Here is an 18560-nt window from a genome sequence, read left to right on the forward strand (position 1 = left end):
ATGAGTTTTTTTAAAAGAATATTTTCATCAGAAAAAAAAGAAACATTAGATAAAGGTTTAGAAAAATCAAAATCGAGTTTCTTTTCAAAACTGACAAAAGCTGTTGCAGGAAAAAGCAAAGTAGATGATGAAGTTTTAGATAATTTAGAAGAAGTATTGGTGAGCAGTGATGTTGGCGTAGATACAACTTTAAAGATTATTGATAGAATAGAAGAAAGAGTTGCTAAAGATAAATACTTAGGAACAGATGAATTAAATAAAATCCTTCGCGAAGAAATTGCAGGATTGTTGTCGGAAACAAATTCTGGAGAAGAAACGGAATACACAATTCCTGCCGATAAAAAACCTTATGTATTGATGGTGGTTGGCGTAAATGGTGTTGGTAAAACAACAACTATTGGGAAATTGGCACATCAATTCAATAAAAAAGGATTGAAAGTAGTTTTAGGAGCTGCAGATACCTTTAGAGCTGCTGCAATTGATCAATTACAAGTTTGGGCAGATAGAGTAGGAGTTCCTATTGTAAAACAAAGTATGGGAAGTGATCCAGCTTCTGTTGCTTTTGATGCTTTGCAATCTGGAGTTGCACAAGATGCAGATGTTATCATCATCGATACTGCTGGACGTTTGCATAACAAGGTCAACTTGATGAAGGAATTGACGAAAGTTAAAAAAGTAATGCAAAAAGTAGTTGGAGACGCTCCACACGACGTTTTATTAGTTTTAGATGGTTCTACAGGTCAAAATGCTTTTGAGCAAGCAAAACAGTTTACAGCAGCTACAGAAGTAACAACATTAGCAGTTACAAAACTAGATGGAACTGCAAAAGGAGGAGTTGTGATTGGAATTTCTGATCAATTCCAAATTCCTGTAAAATATATTGGCGTTGGAGAAGGTATTGAAGATTTACAAGTATTCAATAAATACGAGTTTGTAGATTCATTCTTTAAGAAATAAAACAATATATAAAACCAATAACGCGCTTTATGAGTCTTATTGTGTGTTTTAAAAATCCTAGAATAGAAAAATTATACCACGAAACGTATACAAGCAAAAAAGCTGCATATTCAAAATATGCAGCTTTTTTTATATCTAAAATAAATCTTTCGATTATAATTTTGTCAATCTAATAGTTACTTCGCTCATTGGTGCATTGGTACACATTGCGCTTGCGGTATCTTCTGTAAATCGGATATCAATTGTGGTATCATCTACCATATTGTAAGATGTTGGTGTTGCTCCACCTAATCCTAATAATACGTTATCACCGCCACAGTTAAAGTTTGTATCTTGATCATCAGCTACACTTACAGTTCCGTCACAATTCAAAGTAAAGTTAAATGTCATTGTAGGTTGTGTTCCCATCACATCTAAATTAGCTAAGTACTTTACAGTAATACTTCTCTCTGTATCAGAAACACTCACAATATCAACTGTTGCAGGATCTCCAAAAATTGGCTCATCTGTATTTCCAATCTCTTCATAAGTATACATTCCTGTATATCCTAAAGCTGGCGTTGTAACGCTTCCAAAGCTAAACCAGTTACTTTGTACAGTAGAACTACATACAGTTCTTACAGCAAATGTATAGGTTGTATTTGGACACAATCCGTTCGCGGTAAAATCAGAGTTATTTACAGTTGTTAAAGTTCCTGTGTCTGGAGTAAATCCGGCAGCTTCTCCATAGCTTACTTCCCAAGTAGTTTGAGCATTCGAATCCCAATCAACCGTAATTGAATTTTGACTTACATTATCGAAGTTTAAATTAATTGGAGGTAAACATGTTGAAAAACGGAAAGGTCCAGTAAAAGCACTAGAGCTTCCTATCTGATTTCCATCAGTGCTTGAATTACAGTTGGCACGAACATAAAAATCATACGCTGTATTTGGTAATAAATTATTTACTACGTGTTGTGCATTATCTCCTGTAGCAAAAATATCTTCATTTTCTTCTAAGTTGAAACCTGCAATACCGTATTTAATTTCCCAAGCAATTTCGCTTCCACCTGGTGTCCAAGTAAAAGTTGCTCCAGTTTGTGAAATGTCAGTGACACCTAAATTTGTTGGTGCAGGACATGAAGTTCTGAACTGAACTGGTCCAAACCAATCATTATTTGCTAAGTCACAATCAGACTTTACATAAAATTCATATGAAGCTTGTGAAGTTAAACCTGTAATATTAATGCTAGTTGCTGGTGTATCAATAATAGTTCCTGCATCTGGATCAAATCCTGGTAATCCCCAAGAAGCTGTCCAAGTAACTCCGGTAACAGGTAAACACTCTCCAGCATCGTTTACGCTTCCACACCAATTGAGTCTGGCTGAATTATCAGTAATATCTGAAACAAAAGAAGATGCAACAGTTTGGCATGGTGGTATAATTTCTGGAATTCGTACATCATCTGAGCAAGAGAAAACGAATCCTATCAGTAGAAGTAAAACTACTTTTTTCATAAATTTTTTTTTTGTGATATGACAAATATATAAAAACAATGAAGAGTTTATAATTTAGAAGCCAAAAAATCAAGGATTCCAAATAGTTAAACTTTTACATTGTATCTTTATATGCACTAAATAACGTATTAAAATGAAGAAAATTATATTTCTAGCCATTCTATTTTCATCAATTGCATGTCATACGCAAAAAACAGTACAAAGTGAAAATGAAATCTCCGATATCAGTGAAAAAGAATTCACGGATTTTAAAGTATTAGATTCTAAAAATATTGATAATCAGTATGTTTGGAGTTCTGTTTCTAAGCAAATGGGAGATTTTACGGAAGCTGAATACCAGCGTTTAAAACCATATATTTTAGAGAAAAACATCTTGGAATTGCACGAAAGTAGAGTACAAGGAGTATTCACGTATGAGAAATTAGTTAAATTTTATCTCTACAGAATAAAAAAGTTTGATAGAGACAATAATTTATCTCTAAATTCTGTGATAAGTATCAATCCAAATGTAATTGCAGAAGCAAAACAACGCGATCAAGAATTTTTTAACAAAAAATTGAAACCACTCATCTTTGGAATGCCTATTCTATTAAAAGATAACATCAACACAAAAAATATGGCAACTACAGCTGGAGCAGTTGCGCTAAAAAATAACAAAACTGGTGATGCGTTCATTACAAAACAATTAAAAGAACAAGGAGCCATCATTCTTGGAAAAGCAAATTTGAGCGAATGGGCATACTTTTTCTGTGGCGATTGTCCAAGTGGTTACAGTGCTGTCGGTGGACAAACTTTAAACCCTTACGGAAGAAAAATATTTGATACAGGCGGATCAAGTTCAGGAAGTGGCGTTTCGGTAGCAGCAAACTTTGCAGTAGCAGCCGTTGGAACAGAAACAGCAGGTTCCATACTTTCGCCATCGAGCCAAAACTCGGTAGTTGGACTAAAACCAACAATAGGCTTACTAAGTCGCTCAGGAATTATACCAATTTCTAGTACTTTAGATACACCAGGACCGATGACGAAAAACGTGACAGACAATGCAATTCTCATGTCTGCGCTATATGGTTATGACAGTACAGATGAAAAAAGTAAATCATTCAAATATCCAGGAAGTTACTACTATTCAGGAATCAAAAATGGGAATCCTTCCATAAAAGGAAAACGTTTTGGAGTATTTACGCGATTATTAGAAGATTCTTTATACAAACAAGCTATAGAAGAATTAAAACAACAAGGAGCAGAAATTATAGAAATTGAAGAAGAAGAAATTGGTTTGCCAAAATTCATCAACCTGTTAAACCTTGATATGAAAAAAGATTTGCCAGATTATTTCGCAAATCATGGAGGAAAACAACCTTTATTCAATTCAGTGCAAGATATTATAAACTTCAACAAAAAAGATTCTGTAAAGACGATGCCATACGGGCAAAAATTATTTTACGGAATTGTTAATGACAAAGCTTCCAAAAAAGAATTCTCAGACATGAAAAAAGTATTGCATGACAATGGAAAGCAATTCTTCGATATGCCTATGAAAAAGCACAATCTTGATGGTATTTTATCAATCAATAACTATCACGCTGCTTTTGCGGCTGTAGCAGAATATCCAGCACTCACTGTTCCTATGGGATACACGGAAAAAGGCGAGCCAAAAGGACTTACGTTTATCACAAAGGCTTTTGGAGATAACAAATTGCTAGAATGGGCGTACGTATACGAACAAGCTTCTAAAAAGAGAAAAGCACCTAAAAATTACAATTAAACTTATTATCTGGGCGTTCCCAAAATAAAAAAGCACTAAACTGTTCTTTGAGCGGAGTCGAAATCCAGTTTAGTGCTTTTTCATTTCGGTCAGGCTATCCGCGTTACATGGTAACTAGCTTCTATCCTTAACACGAACAAAACAAAATTTAAAAAAAGAAATGATGTCAAAGTATCATTTAACGTGCATAAAATACGGAGTGTTATATTGAGTCAGACAAAGTATTATTTTAATACCTAATTAATCAACAAATTAATCTTTTCCCAAAGTTCATTATCAAAGTTCGAAAGTGCAAAATTATCATCATCTGCTGCATTTCCCATTCTGATAATGACCAAATCTCTGCTCGGAACAATATATATTTTTTGATCATTTTTGCCCAAAGCACAATACATATCTTGCGGAGCATTAGGAACCAATTCGCCAGGAAACTCCAATTGTGTTTGTGGTAAGCGATAAGTATTCTTTCCGTTTAGCCACCATAAATATCCATAGGCTTCATTGATGTTTTGAGACGTAGAGGTTGCTTCATTCAAAAAAGAGGCTGAAACAATTTGTGTGTCTTCCCACATTCCTTGAGCAGCAATCAACAATCCGAAACGTGCCATACTTCGTGTAGTACTCCAATATACGTTGGTGTTTCCGGTTTGAATCCATGCGCCAGTCATGCCAATTCTATGCTTCAGTTTTGTTTCAAAATAAGCATCCCAAGTTTGATTGCTAGCAGCGGCAATAACATCTTGCATTTTAACAAAAACACCATGATATGCCCATCGTGTTTCCGCATCAGCGAGATATTGTAAATCATTTGGTGCGATTCCGCTTCCTAAACCATCGTCCAATCCGGAAGTCATAGACAATAAACTTTTACAGGTAATCAAATTCTCTTTATCCAAAGAAGCGCTTGTCCAGTTTGTTCCAATATAATCAGAAACTTTAGCGTTCAAATCAATAAGATGCTCTTCTTGCGCAATTCCTGCAACAGCAGTTGTCAACGTTTTTCCAGCACTTGCCCAATACCAAGGAGATGTTTCAGTGTGATTGTTAAAATAATTCTCAACAGCAATTTTTCCTTTGTGTAGTATGATAAAACTTTTAGTATTTTTTTCTTCCAGATAAGATAAAAGTGGTGACAATTGATCAGTATTCCAATTCAAATCTGAAATACTAGTAGTTTCCCAAGAACCAGAATCTAAAGGCGGAAAATACAGTGACTCATCTACAATTACAGGAATTTCTTCTTGTGGAATTTCGTCTACATCTTCTGAGGAACAATTCACAAAAAGAACTAAAAAAAGAATGGGAATTATAAAAAAATGTCGGTTCATTATTTAGATTTTGATATTAAGACACTGAAACTTACCAAAGGTTTAAATTAGATTGTATCTTTGCCCACTGAATTTTTGGATATGAGAACAAAAACTTTAAAGAAAAACAAGATCAACGTTGTAACACTTGGTTGTTCAAAGAATGTATACGATTCTGAAGTTTTGATGGGACAATTGAAAGCCAACGGAAAAGAAGTGGCACATGAGGAAGAAGGAAACATTGTTGTAATCAACACATGCGGATTCATCAATAATGCAAAGGAAGAAAGTGTCAATACAATTTTAGATTACGTTCAGAAGAAAGAAGATGGTGTTGTCGATAAAGTTTTTGTTACAGGTTGTTTGAGTGAGCGTTACAAGCCAGATTTAGAGTCAGAAATTCCAGATGTTGATCAATATTTTGGTACTACACAATTACCGCAATTACTAAAAGCACTTGGAGCTGATTACAAACATGAATTGATAGGAGAACGAATTACGACAACTCCAAAAAACTATGCATATCTAAAAATAGCAGAAGGTTGTGATCGTCCGTGTTCTTTTTGTGCAATTCCGCTAATGCGTGGAAAACACAAATCGAAACCTATAGAGGAATTAGTTACTGAAACAGAAAAGTTAGCTGCAAAAGGTGTTAAAGAGTTAATTCTAATTGCACAAGATTTAACTTATTACGGTTTAGATTTATACAAAAAACGAAACCTTGCAGAGTTGCTTCAAGCATTAGTGAAAGTAGAAGGAATAGAATGGATTCGTTTGCATTACGCATTTCCAGCAGGTTTTCCTATGGACGTTTTAGATGTAATGAACAAAGAACCTAAAATTTGTAACTACTTAGACATTCCGTTGCAACACATTGCAGACGATATTTTAAAATCAATGCGTCGCGGAACCAATCAAGCGAAGACCACTAAATTATTAAAAGAATTTAGAGCAGCTGTTCCAAACATGACAATTCGTACAACATTAATTGTTGGATATCCTGGAGAAACAGAAGAACACTTTCAAACACTTAAAAAATGGGTTGAGGAAATGCGTTTCGAACGTTTAGGATGCTTTACCTATTCGCACGAAGAAAACACACATGCTTACAATTTAGAAGATGATGTTCCTGAAGAAGTAAAGCAAGATCGCGCAAATCAAATCATGGAAATTCAGTCGCAAATCTCTTGGGAATTAAATCAAGAAAAAATTGGACAAACATTCAAATGTATCATTGATCGTAAAGAAGGTAACTATTTTGTAGGTCGTACAGAATTTGATTCTCCTGATGTTGATAATGAAGTATTAATTGATGCTGCAAAACACTACGTAAAGCAAGGTGAATACATAAATGTAAAAATCACAGAAGCTGCTGATTTTGATTTATATGGAGAACCTGTTTCTTAGTATTGAGGAATGAGTATTTAGTATTGAGAGCGTTTGAAACGTCATTGCGAGGAGTTTCAACGAAGTAATCTGTTTCTTTTTGATGTTAAATTTTAGATTTTGAATGTTGAATCAACTTCAAAAAACAATCTATTTTCTTGTTTACAAATCGTCATATCGAGTGAATTTCTGTTAAGAAATTAGTATCGAGATATGCTTTAAAACGTCATTGCGAGGAGTTTCAACGAAGTAATCTGTTTCTTTTTGATGTTAAATTTTAGATTTTGAATGTTGAATTGGCTTCAAAAAACAATCTATTTTTTATTTACAAATCGTCATATCGAGTGAATTTCTGTTAAGAAATTAGTATCGAGATATGCTTTGAAGTTTTTATAAAATAAATTTAGTAGTGTATACTATAATCAACATTAAAAAAACAACTTAAGAGTCAAGAGTCAAAACCTCAACAGTAAGAAAATCTAAAAGCGAAGCGATCTAACAGCAAAGCGGTCTAACAACGAAGTGGTCTAACAGCGAAGCGATCTAACAACGAAGTGGTCTAACAGCGAAGCGATCTAACAACGAAGTGGTCTAACAGCGAAGCGATCTAACAACAAAGTGGTCTAAAAGCAAAGCGATCTAAAGCTCATACGAATTATTATTCACCATAAAAATTGCATTCGCGAAAAACAGTTTTCCATTTTCCCAAAAAGCACGAAACATCGGATTATCTACCATATAAATCATACTTCCATTACCAATTCTATGTTCTCCAAAAACGAGCGTATTCTTAATGTTCTTCACTGCTTTATAACCAGCAAAACCTGAAACTACTTTATTGTCTTCTAAATACGAGACTGTATATCCTTTTTTCAAATAATTGTATGCAGCACTTCCTAATTTTAAAGTAAAATATGAATCTCCATATCCAAAAGCTAATGGATGTGTTGTATCTACTTTTGTTTTAAAAATTGCGCCAGTGATATAATTAGAAATGCCTTCACGTTCACTTCTTGCGTAAGAAATAATCTCTTTAGAATCACTCTTTTCGTTTTCTTTTTTAGAAAGACCAAAACCATCTTTTCCTGCAAAAGTTCGCAAAGCACCTTTCATTGCAATTACTTTTCCGCCACGTGAAATCCAATTTTTCAATGTTTGTAGATGTTTGTCTTTGAATACGTTTCTGTAATTTCCATCAGGTAATACCAAAACATTAAAAGAGTTCAGTGTAGTAGCTGAAAAATCTTCAGAATTTATATTCGTTACAGGAAATTTTAACTCTTGTTCAAAAAAGTACCAAAGCTCTCCAAAACCAAGAGAATTTGTAGCATTTCCAGACATTACAGCAACTTTCGGCATCTTTATTTCTTTAATATCGGGTGAACCTAAATCAACGCCACTATCTGCAAAACCAGAAGAAAGACTCGACAACGTAATTTCATTCTTTTTTGCTATGTCATTAACTGTTTTATAAAAACCATCGGTACTTTTATTATCACTTTTTGTAATAATTAAAGAACCTTTTTCAAAGGTATCTCCGTTAGATGAAAAAACTTTCTCAGTAAAACGAACACGAATCCCGTTTTGTAGCAATTCACTTAAAAAGGCAACATCCTTTACTGTATTCCATCGTGCTACATACGCAGCAGCATTTTTATTGTGAAAATCAACTTTATGTACTGGTTTGCTAGCATTTGGAGAAACAAATGTTTTAGAAGCAGTCGTTTTTAAACCATATGCATACGGAATACTCCAAGCTGTGATGTCATATGTAACAGAATCACTCAATTTAGCATTGGGTTCAAACAATACCTTTACCATTTTTGCCTTTGGCTGATTTGTACTTACGACTAAAGCATTATTTACATTATTTGATTTTTGTTTTCCACTTTCATAATCATATCCTTTTACAGTTGTATTTGATGTAAAACCATATTTAATTTCGTGTCTGTCCAACAATTCAGTTAGTTTAGCAATTCGATATTTATTACCTTCCATCACATAACTTTTGTACGTAAAATCCTTATCGCTGAAAAATTTCTTAAACTCCGTATTCAATTTGTCTGCGTTCTGAGAAGAAATCTCTACAGTTGACAATCCAGTTGTATGATGATGTAAAATTCGATCTTTTAAAGTCAACAAATCACCTTCATCGTTTATAATTCCTAAACCAGCCATTCCATGACCAGCTTGCTCATATGTCATTCCGATAGCTCCATTAAACGTAGGATACGTATCTCCATAACTTGGATAAAACAAATCGAAACGCTCACGTGTAAAATACAACCAACCTTCTTTATCAAAATAACCAGCGTGATTCTTCCCAATCTGTGTCTGAAAATCACGTTGCCAATCAGTAATTACTTCGTGAAAAGGTTCTGCGGCAGGCGCAAAATAATAAGGTTCATTAATTCCTTGTTCATGAAAATCTACGTGAATATGTGGCAACCACTTATTATAAACCTTCAAGCGTTGACGCGTTTCTACTTGTGTTGCCCAAGCCCAATCTCTATTCAAATCAAATAAATAATGGTTCGGTCTTCCGCCTGGCCAAGGTTCATTATGTTCTTTTGCTTTTTGATTTGAATTATAAGGAACACTTGCTACTTGGTTGTACCAATTTACATATCTATCACGTCCGTCAGGATTAATACACGGATCTATAATCACAACCGTATTTTGCAACCAAGCTTTCTTTGATGTAACTAACTCGTAAATCGTTTTCATAGAAGCTTCTGTAGCAGAAGATTCGTTTCCGTGTACATTATAACTCAACCATACAATAGCTTTATCTGCGGAAGCGGAAGTATTTCCAATCCCAGCATTTGCTAAATGATTGGTGCGTATACTTTCTAAATTCTCTAAATTTTGAGCAGTAGAAACGAAGGCAACTTGTAATAAACGATGTTCATTTGTCTTTCCATATGCCGAAAGTTGAACCATATTGGATGCTTTCGCTAAATACTGATAATAATCTACTACACGATAATGATTCGTAAACCGAGTACCCAATTCATAACCTAAAAATTCTTTAGGAGATTGAATGTTTTGCGCAAAAGCAGAAATAGAAATGATTACAAATGAAAGTAAGGTGAAAATATGTCGTCTCATTACAAATGATAAGTTAGATAAACATCAAAGCTACTTAATATAATTTTGAAAAGAAATAATTTTAACGCATTAGATGAGTTTACAACTCAATAATTGTAAACCATCATTAATGATACAAATACTGACGAATATAATTTTTGAAAAAGAATATCTTAACGAAATTTTGAGAGAATCGCATACAAATAACGCTATCTTTGCAACTTTAAAATCCTGACGACCAACTATGCCAACCGAATGTATTCCTTATAGCGAAACTGGATATTTTTCCCCTTTAATGTGTGACTATTTAACTGAAACAGAAGCACTAAAACCATTCTATCATCGTTTTCCTAAGCTTGAAAACTTTGAAGCGCAACTCAAAGAAAAACAGGAATCTCGCTTAACAGATGTTTCACAAAGAGCAATACTATCCAATGCTCTGCAAGTTCAATATAGCAATACAAAAGCATCAGAAGCCACATTGGAAAACATTCAAAAGCTTAGTTCAATACATACATTTACAATCACTACTGGCCATCAATTAAACTTGTTTACGGGACCGTTATATTTTTTATATAAAATAATTTCAACGATCAATTTAGCAGCTACGCTCAAAGAACAATTTCCAAACAATGAATTTGTACCTATATATTGGATGGCTTCTGAAGATCATGATTTTGATGAAATCAGCTTTTTCAATTACAAAGGCAAAAAAATACGTTGGAACAGAGAGGCAAGTGGTGCTGTAGGCGAATTATCTACCGAAGGATTAAAAGAAGTTTTTGAAGCATTCGCAAAAGAATTGGGCACAAGTAACAATGCTACATATTTACAATCCCTCTTTGAAGAAGGATATGTAAAACATAATAATCTTACAGACGCAACACGTTACATTGCCAACGAATTATTCAAAGAATATGGTTTGGTCATTGTCGATGGAAATGATAAGTCACTAAAACAACTCTTCATTCCTTTTGTTGAAAACGAGTTGTTTCAGCAAACGGCACATAAAAAAGTATTGGAAACTGCTCAAAAACTAACGGAAATAAGTAGCGCGTACAAAATACAAGTCAATCCTAGAGAAATCAATTTATTCTACATTCACGATGGAATTCGCGAACGTATTATTGAAAAAGAAGGTGTTTTTACGGTAAATAACACTTCCGTGAGATGGAACTCAGAGCAAATAAAACAAGAAGTTCACGCACATCCAGAACGTTTCTCACCAAATGCATTATTGCGTCCACTATATCAGGAGATTATTTTGCCAAACCTATGTTACATTGGCGGTGGCGGAGAATTGGCATATTGGCTAGAGCTCAAAGACTACTTTGAAGCTGTAGAAGTAACTTTCCCGATGTTATTGCTGCGAAATTCTGCAGTTGTAAAAACGCAGAAGCAATCTGAAAAAATGGAAAAACTGAACATTTCCAATCGAGATTTATTTCTAAAGCGAGATGCTTTTGTCAATAAAAAAACCAGAGAATTAAGCGATATAAAAATCGATTTTTCTCCTCAAAAACAACATTTACAGCAACAATTCAAAGATTTATACAAACTTGCCGAGCAAACGGATAAATCATTTCTTGGCGCTGTAGCTGCACAAGAAAAAAAGCAACTCAAGGGAATAGAACATTTGGAAAAGCGTTTGTTAACTGCGCAAAAAAGAGGATTAAAAGACAAAATATCAAGAAGTACAGAATTGCAAGAACTCTTATTTCCAGGAAATTCACTGCAAGAGCGAAAGCAAAACTTCTCAGAATTGTACCTAGAATATGGGGAAACATTAATTCCTACCTTGGTGAAACATTTACAACCATTATCTGGTGAATTTTTGGTATTGGAATTGTAAATTTAAATCATTGTAGACTTAATAATTAAATACATTAATTATACATTGTTTTATAAAAAAAAGGAAAGCGAACCGAAGTTCGCTTTTGAAATTAATCAGCTTTCCTTATTCTTTTACATATTTCTAGACATAATGTATTGCAACTCCAATACTGAGTGCCAGGAGGATCTATAGTTGTATCGGCACAAGATAAGCATCCCGTATTCCAATGTGTTCCGCCTCCCGAAACTTTAACTTGAGTTATTAGCGAAATGGATTTTTTGTTCAATCTTAGTGATTTCAAATTCTTTTTTTTCATAATACTATATAGTTTGAATTAATAAACAATTAAAAAGGTAAGTAGTACAGTATGCTTTTTCTAATAAAGTATCTTCATATTTATAAATCGTAAGTGCTACTTTCGTGTGTGAGAACTCTAAAAAACAAAGGAAAAAATGGCTGTGAATATCATGTAAAAAAATCTTTTTTGAATTTCTTGAAATTTGAAATCTAAATAGTACTTTTGCGCATGCAACACGACAAGGTATTAATATTAGACTTCGGATCGCAATACACACAACTTATTGCGCGCAGAGTTCGAGAACTGAACATCTATTCCGAAATTCATCCATTCAACAAAATTCCAACAAACGTACATGACTACAAAGCGGTAATTCTCTCGGGAAGCCCTATGTCTGTTAGGTCTAAGGATGCTTTTCATCCAGACTTAAAAGATATTCGTGGCAAAAAACCAATGCTTGCTGTTTGTTATGGCGCTCAATATTTAGCTCATTTTTCAGGAGGAGAAGTAGCTGAGTCCAATACACGAGAATATGGACGTGCTAACTTAAGTTTTGTACAAGAAAATGAGCCATTTTTAACAGGTATTTCTGAAGGAAGCCAAGTATGGATGAGTCATAGTGATACCATTAAAAGTTTACCAACAAACGGAAAACTACTGGCTAGTACACATGATGTAGAAAATGCAGCCTACAAAATAGAAGGAGAAACAACCTATGCAATTCAATTTCATCCAGAAGTATATCACTCAACAGACGGAAAACAATTACTAGAAAATTTCTTAGTAACCATTGCCAATGTAAATCCAGATTGGACACCAAATGCTTTTGTTGATGAAACTGTAGAAGCCTTAAAAGCACAACTTGGGAACGATAAAGTTGTTTTAGGTTTATCTGGTGGAGTTGACTCAAGTGTGGCAGCAATGTTATTGCACAAAGCTATTGGTGAAAACTTATACTGCATCTTTGTAAACAATGGTTTATTGCGAAAAGATGAATTTTCAAGTGTCCTTAAACAATACGAAGGTATGGGACTTAATGTAAAAGGTGTTGATGCTTCGGCACGCTTTTTGGATGCGCTAGCTGGATTGAGTGATCCGGAGAAAAAACGCAAAGCAATTGGTCGCGTATTTATTGAAGTGTTTGATGATGAAGCAACACAAATACAAGACGTAACTTGGTTAGCGCAAGGAACTATCTATCCTGATGTGATAGAAAGCGTAAGCGCAACAGGCGGACCAAGCGCAACGATAAAAAGTCATCACAATGTTGGTGGTTTACCAGATTTTATGAAATTGAAAATCGTAGAGCCACTAAAAGCATTATTCAAAGACGAAGTTCGTAGAGTAGGTGCTTCTATGGGAATGGATAAACAATTATTAGGTCGTCACCCATTTCCAGGGCCAGGATTAGCCATCAGAATCTTAGGTGATATTACTGCTGAAAAAGTTCGTATATTACAAGAAGTTGATGCCGTGTTTATTAATGGATTGCGTGAATGGAACTTATACGATCAAGTATGGCAAGCAGGTGCAATATTATTGCCAGTAAACTCAGTTGGAGTGATGGGAGATGAACGTACTTATGAAAAAGTAGTCGCATTACGTGCGGTAGAAAGTACAGATGGAATGACAGCTGATTGGGTAGATTTGCCATATAAATTTTTACAAAAAGTATCGAACGATATAATAAATAAAGTAAAAGGCGTTAATAGAGTAGTATATGACATAAGCTCAAAACCGCCAGCAACCATCGAATGGGAATAATTATTAAATTAAAGTAGAGAATGAGAAAGCTGTTAGGATTTTTATTAGTGGTATTATTGACGAGTTGTTCAGTAACTGCACAACAATACAAAAGTCACAAAGTATCCAGAGGTGAAACGGTGGAAAGTATTGCAAAACAATATGATATAGCTCCAGAAGACATCATTAAGTTAAATCCTGAAGCAAGACGAGGTGTTCGTAGAAACAACGTGCTAGTCATTCCTTCTAAATCTGTCAAAGTTTCCAAAGATGTTGAAGTTACATTCAAAAATCACAAAGTAAGAAGAAAAGAAACATTATACAGCATTGCTAAAAAATATGGAATCACAGTTGATGATATCAAAAAATTCAATGAAAAAGTAGCACAAGAAGGACTAAAAAGAGGTGATCGTATTGCCATACCTAAGTTTGCTGAGAAAAAAGAAGTAGTAGTTGACTCTTCAACGAAAACTGAAGAACAAACAGAAACTACAGATACTTCTATTGAAACCTATATTGTAAAAGCAAAAGAAACTAAATGGGGAATTGCACATAGTTACGGACTTACGATTGAAGAATTGGAAGATATCAATCCAGAAATAAAAGACGGATTAAAAATTGGACAAGAAATAAAATTACCAATTCGTCAAGAAAAACCAACAGTTGTTACGACTGAAAAATATGTGTTTTATGATGTAAAGCCAAAGCAAACCATGTATACGCTGACGCGAAAATTAGGCGTTTCAGAAGATGAGTTAATTCATTTAAATCCTGCGTTAAAAGATGGCTTAAAAGCCGGAATGGTATTAAAATTACCAGTTGCTAAAACTGAAACACTCGAAGTAGTAGATGCGGTAATTGTAGATAAGTTTAATTTCTTAGAAAATGTAGATCCAGAAAATGTTTCCAACATCGTAATCATGTTACCATTCAAGTTGAATGAAATGAACATGGATTCAGTGAGTCAAACAAAAGAAAAACTAAAAAAAGATCGTCTATTAGGATATGCAACTGAATTTTACACAGGATCTTTAGTTGCTTTAGATTCTATTAAAAAATTAGGGCTTTCTGTAAATGTAAAAGTAATAGACAATCAAGGAAGCAAAAGCGGATCACAAAAAGCTGTAGATCAATACGATTTTTCAGATGTACATGCTGTTATTGGGCCTATCTTAGATTCAAATATTGAAGTTGTAGCATCTGCATTAAAATCAGATGGCATTCCAGTAATTTCTCCGTTGACAAACAAAGAAGTAAAGCATAGAAATGTATATCAAACCATTCCAGCAAAAGAATTACTAGAAGAACGAATGCTAGATTTTATTAGAGAGAATGGTCAAGATAAAAATGCGATCATTATTGCAGATAAAGGTCATGCTGCCATCAAAGCAAAACTACAATCCATATTACCAAACAATAAAGTATTTAATCCTGAAGAAGGGAATTATATACAGCCAACAGCAATATTACCTTTGCTTAAAGAAGAAGTAGAAAATTGGGTATTACTTGAAACAGATGATTTATCACTCATTGCAAATGTAACTTCAGTGTTAAATTCTTATGCATCTAGTGAGAAACGTAAAATTGTTTTATTAACAACAAACAAGAGTAGTAAATACGATAATAGTGATAACATTTACAACAGTCACTTAGCTAATTTAAGTTTTCACTATCCATCAATAGAAAAGCCTTCCTCTTTAAATAACAACTTTGTAAAAGAATACAAACGTGCCTATGGAATTTCTCCAAGTAAAACTGCAACACGTGGTTTTGATATTACGTTTGATATTTTAATTCGTTTGGCATACGATCAAAACTTAGCAAAAAGTGTTCGTGCAGGAGCAGAAACAAGTTATGTTGAGAACAAATTTGATTACCATAAGAAAATATTTGGCGGATTTTTTAACAGAGGAATATATATTGTAAAATACGACGGATTAGAAATTAAAGAGGTAAAACCCGAACAAAACTAAGAAACAACATGACTTCAAAAGTAACCTACACAGGAAGCCTAAGAACGGTTTCGAAACATATAAAATCTGGAAATGAGTTCATTACAGATGCGCCCACAGATAATAACGGAAAAGGAGAAGCATTCTCTCCAACAGATACTGTAGCAACAGGATTAGCTAGTTGTATGTTAACTGTTATGGGAATAAAAGCTGGGCAGCTTGGTGTGAACATGGAAAACACAACTGCGGAAGTAACCAAGACTATGGCTTCAGACCCGAGAAGAATCTCAAAAATTGAAGTACAAATCCATTTGCCTTTTGAAGCTGATGCTAAAACAAAAAAAATACTAGAAAACACAGCAAATACTTGTCCTGTGCATTACAGTCTTCATCCAGACATTGAAAAGGTTGTTGAATTTCATTGGAAATAAATGTATAAACTCATAGGGATACTTTGTTTGTTTTTACTTGTTCAAGAAGAAGAAACTATCAATTGGACACAAAGTCAAAAACTACACTGGGGAAATTTTGAAGGTGCGCCAGATTATGACTCAGATGCAGTTGCCATTACAGCTTCTGGAATTACCTATGGTTTTAAATCAAAATCATATTCTAACAGTGATAAAGTAGAATATTCAACCAATGTCATTGCTCAATTTTATCCTGAACAATCTTGGTATTTAAAAGAACGTGTTAACGATACAGTTTTAGGACACGAACAATTACATTTTGATATTACTGAATTACATGCACGTAAATTTAGAAAGCGTATCAAGAATAGTAAGTTTACCAAAAATATTCAGGAAGAAATCTCTAAAATTTATCAAGAAGTAAATAAAGAATTACGTGATATGCAAAACGCATATGACGAAGTTTCGGATTATTCAAGAGATTACGAAGGTCAAATAAAATGGCAGAAATTTGTAGCTGAAGAACTCGAAAAACTCAGTGAATACAAACAATCAAACAAAAAAAATGACTGATTTACCAAGTAAAGAAGCACAACAAAAACTACTCATTGAATTAGCGCACGCTAAAATGCCTTTTGGTAAATACGAAGGTAGATATTTAGTAAATTTACCTGAAGCCTATTTAATTTGGTATCGACAAAAAGGATTTCCTAAAGGAAAACTAGGACGACAATTAGAACAAATGCTCGACATCAAAATCAATGGTTTAGAGCCTATAGTTCGAAACATTCAACGACAATTTGAAAAGTAATTCACTTGTACATTCAGTCATGAAACGAAAAATCATCATCTCTTTTTTTATCATTACCATAAGCGTACTTATTTTCGTTGGAGTGAGATACAATCTTGGATATGGAAGTTCCATAAAGCAAAAAACGATGATGGTAAACTGCATGCATAATAAACTACAAGAGCATTCACTTACCAATAGTAAAGAATATTGTGAATGTCTAATAAATACAATGATTGAGCAATATGGAGAAGACTTTTTAGAACCAGCTAATATGTTCAGAATTGATAAGACTGAGCAGATTATGGGAGAATGTGAAGCACTCTTAAAAACAAATTAGTCTCTAATCACACACATCTATATCTGATATTTTATAAAGCGTCAGATACAACTCTTTTTTATTCTTAAGAAGCATTTTATGTTTGTTCTATAAACATTAAAACACATATAATTATGAAGAAAAAAAGAAGTATTCAAAAATTAGCAGTACACAAAGAAACAATTAGCAACCTAAATAAAGTTACAGGAGGCGATGTCACTACTTCTTGGGGAAGAACAATTCGTATTATCAAAAAAGTAACGAGCGCTTACACACATTGTGAAAGTTGCACTTGTGAACCATTTACTACCAATTAATTTTTTGGAACTGCTGGAACCATTGCATGAAGAAACTATGGAGATGGTTACTAGGTAATCACAGAGAAAAATATCTAAAAAAAAGCCTTTTTGTTTTTGAAAAAATATTCAGAAATAAGAGGCTTTTGCTTTTATAAATATTTACACTGCAACTACAAAAAAAGGTGATTTTCCCCTTTCGCTGATTTTGAATAATTCCATATCTTTAAAAATCCCCTTTAACATGCAAAAAAACCAATTTTTTAATGTGTGATAAAGGCTTTTTTGTTTAAACATACCATATTATGATAGTACTACTAGACAACGGTCACGGAGGTTTGATCAACGGAAATTACCAAACACCTGGCAAACGCTCACCAATTTGGAATGATGGTTCGCAATTATTTGAAGGCGAATTTAACAGAGCCATCGTTAATGGAATTATAGAAGAACTAACAAGACTTCGTATTCCGTACGATAATATTGCAGCTGAATACAGAGATGTAACTTTGCAAACACGCGTACGAAGAGCTAATAAATACGGTTCACGAAATTGTTTCTATCTCAGTGTACATTCGAATGCAGGAGGCGGACACGGAAGTGAAATATTTACTTCTATTCGAAATACCAAAAGTGATCCGATTGCAACTGTTTTTGGAGAAGAATTCAAAAGAGAATTCCCAAACCGTAGACTTCGTACAGACTTCTCTGATGGCGATTTAGACAAAGAAAAGAACTTCTATGTGTTAAAACATACTAAAATGCCAGCCATTTTAACCGAAAACTTCTTTATGGACAATGAAGAAGAATGTAAATCTATTTTAATGACGCGTGAAGGACGATTGAAAATCATTAACTATCATGTAGAAGCCATCAAAAGAGTAAAACAAGAACTATTTTAATCATAACAAATTCA

Annotated in this window: 15 protein-coding genes; 12 read left to right on the forward strand and 3 right to left on the reverse strand. The window is 33.8% G+C overall.

The annotated features are described in order from the left end of the window. Positions 1–957: a signal recognition particle-docking protein FtsY gene (gene ftsY, locus ACOQOS_RS20965; RefSeq protein ID WP_420572426.1), complete on the forward strand. Its 957-nt coding sequence runs from the start codon at positions 1–3 to the stop codon at positions 955–957. A 153-nt stretch (positions 958–1110) separates the two neighbouring features. On the opposite strand, the gene ACOQOS_RS20970 is transcribed toward ftsY, so the two are convergent. Further along, positions 1111–2454 carry a fibronectin type III domain-containing protein gene (locus ACOQOS_RS20970; protein ID WP_420572427.1) on the reverse strand — a complete coding sequence of 448 codons (1344 nt, stop codon included), beginning with the start codon at positions 2452–2454 and terminating at the stop codon, positions 1111–1113. Between the two features lie 133 nt (positions 2455–2587). Here ACOQOS_RS20970 and ACOQOS_RS20975 point away from each other — a divergent pair, with 133 nt between their 5' ends. Next, positions 2588–4219: an amidase family protein gene (locus tag ACOQOS_RS20975; RefSeq protein ID WP_420572428.1), complete on the forward strand. Its 1632-nt coding sequence runs from the start codon at positions 2588–2590 to the stop codon at positions 4217–4219. Positions 4220–4455: 236 nt separating this feature from the next. Here ACOQOS_RS20975 and ACOQOS_RS20980 read toward each other — a convergent pair whose 3' ends face one another. Continuing rightward, entirely contained in the window at positions 4456–5547 is a 1092-nt protein-coding gene (locus ACOQOS_RS20980) for a serine hydrolase domain-containing protein (RefSeq protein ID WP_420572429.1), read from the reverse strand. Between the two features lie 81 nt (positions 5548–5628). Between ACOQOS_RS20980 and rimO the strand changes: the two genes are divergently transcribed. Continuing rightward, the gene (rimO, locus tag ACOQOS_RS20985) at positions 5629–6933 is read left to right on the forward strand and encodes a 30S ribosomal protein S12 methylthiotransferase RimO (protein WP_420572430.1); all 1305 of its coding nucleotides are present in this window, start codon (positions 5629–5631) and stop codon (positions 6931–6933) included. Positions 6934–7551: 618 nt separating this feature from the next. On the opposite strand, the gene ACOQOS_RS20990 is transcribed toward rimO, so the two are convergent. Then, entirely contained in the window at positions 7552–10023 is a 2472-nt protein-coding gene (locus ACOQOS_RS20990; protein ID WP_420572431.1) for a M14 metallopeptidase family protein, read from the reverse strand. 223 nt (positions 10024–10246) lie between these two features. Here ACOQOS_RS20990 and bshC point away from each other — a divergent pair, with 223 nt between their 5' ends. The 9 genes from bshC (at position 10247) to ACOQOS_RS21035 (ending at position 18546) form a co-directional block, all read left to right on the forward strand. After that, a complete protein-coding gene (gene bshC / locus ACOQOS_RS20995) occupies positions 10247–11854 on the forward strand; it encodes a bacillithiol biosynthesis cysteine-adding enzyme BshC (protein ID WP_420572432.1) in 1608 nt (535 codons plus the stop codon). A gap of 508 nt (positions 11855–12362) precedes the next feature. Next, positions 12363–13898 (forward strand): glutamine-hydrolyzing GMP synthase, encoded by a 1536-nt coding sequence (gene guaA, locus ACOQOS_RS21000; protein WP_420572433.1) that lies wholly within the window; start codon positions 12363–12365, stop codon positions 13896–13898. Between the two features lie 20 nt (positions 13899–13918). Then, complete coding sequence (locus ACOQOS_RS21005; RefSeq protein ID WP_420572434.1) at positions 13919–15850, forward strand: LysM peptidoglycan-binding domain-containing protein; 1932 nt, start codon at positions 13919–13921, stop codon at positions 15848–15850. A gap of 8 nt (positions 15851–15858) precedes the next feature. Next, a complete protein-coding gene (locus ACOQOS_RS21010; protein ID WP_420572435.1) occupies positions 15859–16260 on the forward strand; it encodes an OsmC family protein in 402 nt (133 codons plus the stop codon). Then, positions 16261–16812, forward strand: a complete 552-nt coding sequence (locus ACOQOS_RS21015) for a DUF922 domain-containing protein (protein ID WP_420572436.1) — start codon at positions 16261–16263, stop codon at positions 16810–16812. Next, positions 16805–17050: a DUF3820 family protein gene (locus ACOQOS_RS21020; RefSeq protein ID WP_420572437.1), complete on the forward strand. Its 246-nt coding sequence runs from the start codon at positions 16805–16807 to the stop codon at positions 17048–17050. Before ACOQOS_RS21015 ends, ACOQOS_RS21020 begins: the two co-directional genes overlap by 8 nt. A 19-nt stretch (positions 17051–17069) precedes the next feature. Beyond that, positions 17070–17369 carry a hypothetical protein gene (locus ACOQOS_RS21025; RefSeq protein WP_420572438.1) on the forward strand — a complete coding sequence of 100 codons (300 nt, stop codon included), beginning with the start codon at positions 17070–17072 and terminating at the stop codon, positions 17367–17369. Positions 17370–17482: 113 nt separating this feature from the next. Next, a complete protein-coding gene (locus tag ACOQOS_RS21030) occupies positions 17483–17665 on the forward strand; it encodes a class I lanthipeptide (protein ID WP_420572439.1) in 183 nt (60 codons plus the stop codon). Between the two features lie 284 nt (positions 17666–17949). Continuing rightward, complete coding sequence (locus ACOQOS_RS21035) at positions 17950–18546, forward strand: N-acetylmuramoyl-L-alanine amidase (protein WP_420572440.1); 597 nt, start codon at positions 17950–17952, stop codon at positions 18544–18546. The last annotated feature ends 14 nt before the right edge of the window (positions 18547–18560 follow it).

Origin of the sequence: Kordia sp. (genome assembly GCF_965224175.1) — a bacterium.
Taxonomy (GTDB): Bacteria; Bacteroidota; Bacteroidia; order Flavobacteriales; family Flavobacteriaceae; genus Kordia.

Bases quoted from the DNA above. Each gene is read 5' to 3' on its own strand.
- ACOQOS_RS21015 (WP_420572436.1), top strand. From the start codon at position 16,261: ATGTATAAACTCATAGGGATACTTTGTTTGTTTTTACTTGTTCAAGAA.
- ACOQOS_RS21030 (WP_420572439.1), top strand. From the start codon at position 17,483: ATGAAGAAAAAAAGAAGTATTCAAAAATTAGCAGTACACAAAGAAACA.
- bshC (WP_420572432.1), top strand. From the start codon at position 10,247: ATGCCAACCGAATGTATTCCTTATAGCGAAACTGGATATTTTTCCCCT.
- ACOQOS_RS21020 (WP_420572437.1), top strand. From the start codon at position 16,805: ATGACTGATTTACCAAGTAAAGAAGCACAACAAAAACTACTCATTGAA.
- ACOQOS_RS20970 (WP_420572427.1), bottom strand. From the start codon at position 2,454: ATGAAAAAAGTAGTTTTACTTCTACTGATAGGATTCGTTTTCTCTTGC.
- ACOQOS_RS21035 (WP_420572440.1), top strand. From the start codon at position 17,950: ATGATAGTACTACTAGACAACGGTCACGGAGGTTTGATCAACGGAAAT.
- ACOQOS_RS21005 (WP_420572434.1), top strand. From the start codon at position 13,919: ATGAGAAAGCTGTTAGGATTTTTATTAGTGGTATTATTGACGAGTTGT.
- rimO (WP_420572430.1), top strand. From the start codon at position 5,629: ATGAGAACAAAAACTTTAAAGAAAAACAAGATCAACGTTGTAACACTT.
- ACOQOS_RS21025 (WP_420572438.1), top strand. From the start codon at position 17,070: ATGAAACGAAAAATCATCATCTCTTTTTTTATCATTACCATAAGCGTA.
- ACOQOS_RS20990 (WP_420572431.1), bottom strand. From the start codon at position 10,023: ATGAGACGACATATTTTCACCTTACTTTCATTTGTAATCATTTCTATT.
- ftsY (WP_420572426.1), top strand. From the start codon at position 1: ATGAGTTTTTTTAAAAGAATATTTTCATCAGAAAAAAAAGAAACATTA.
- guaA (WP_420572433.1), top strand. From the start codon at position 12,363: ATGCAACACGACAAGGTATTAATATTAGACTTCGGATCGCAATACACA.
- ACOQOS_RS20980 (WP_420572429.1), bottom strand. From the start codon at position 5,547: ATGAACCGACATTTTTTTATAATTCCCATTCTTTTTTTAGTTCTTTTT.
- ACOQOS_RS20975 (WP_420572428.1), top strand. From the start codon at position 2,588: ATGAAGAAAATTATATTTCTAGCCATTCTATTTTCATCAATTGCATGT.
- ACOQOS_RS21010 (WP_420572435.1), top strand. From the start codon at position 15,859: ATGACTTCAAAAGTAACCTACACAGGAAGCCTAAGAACGGTTTCGAAA.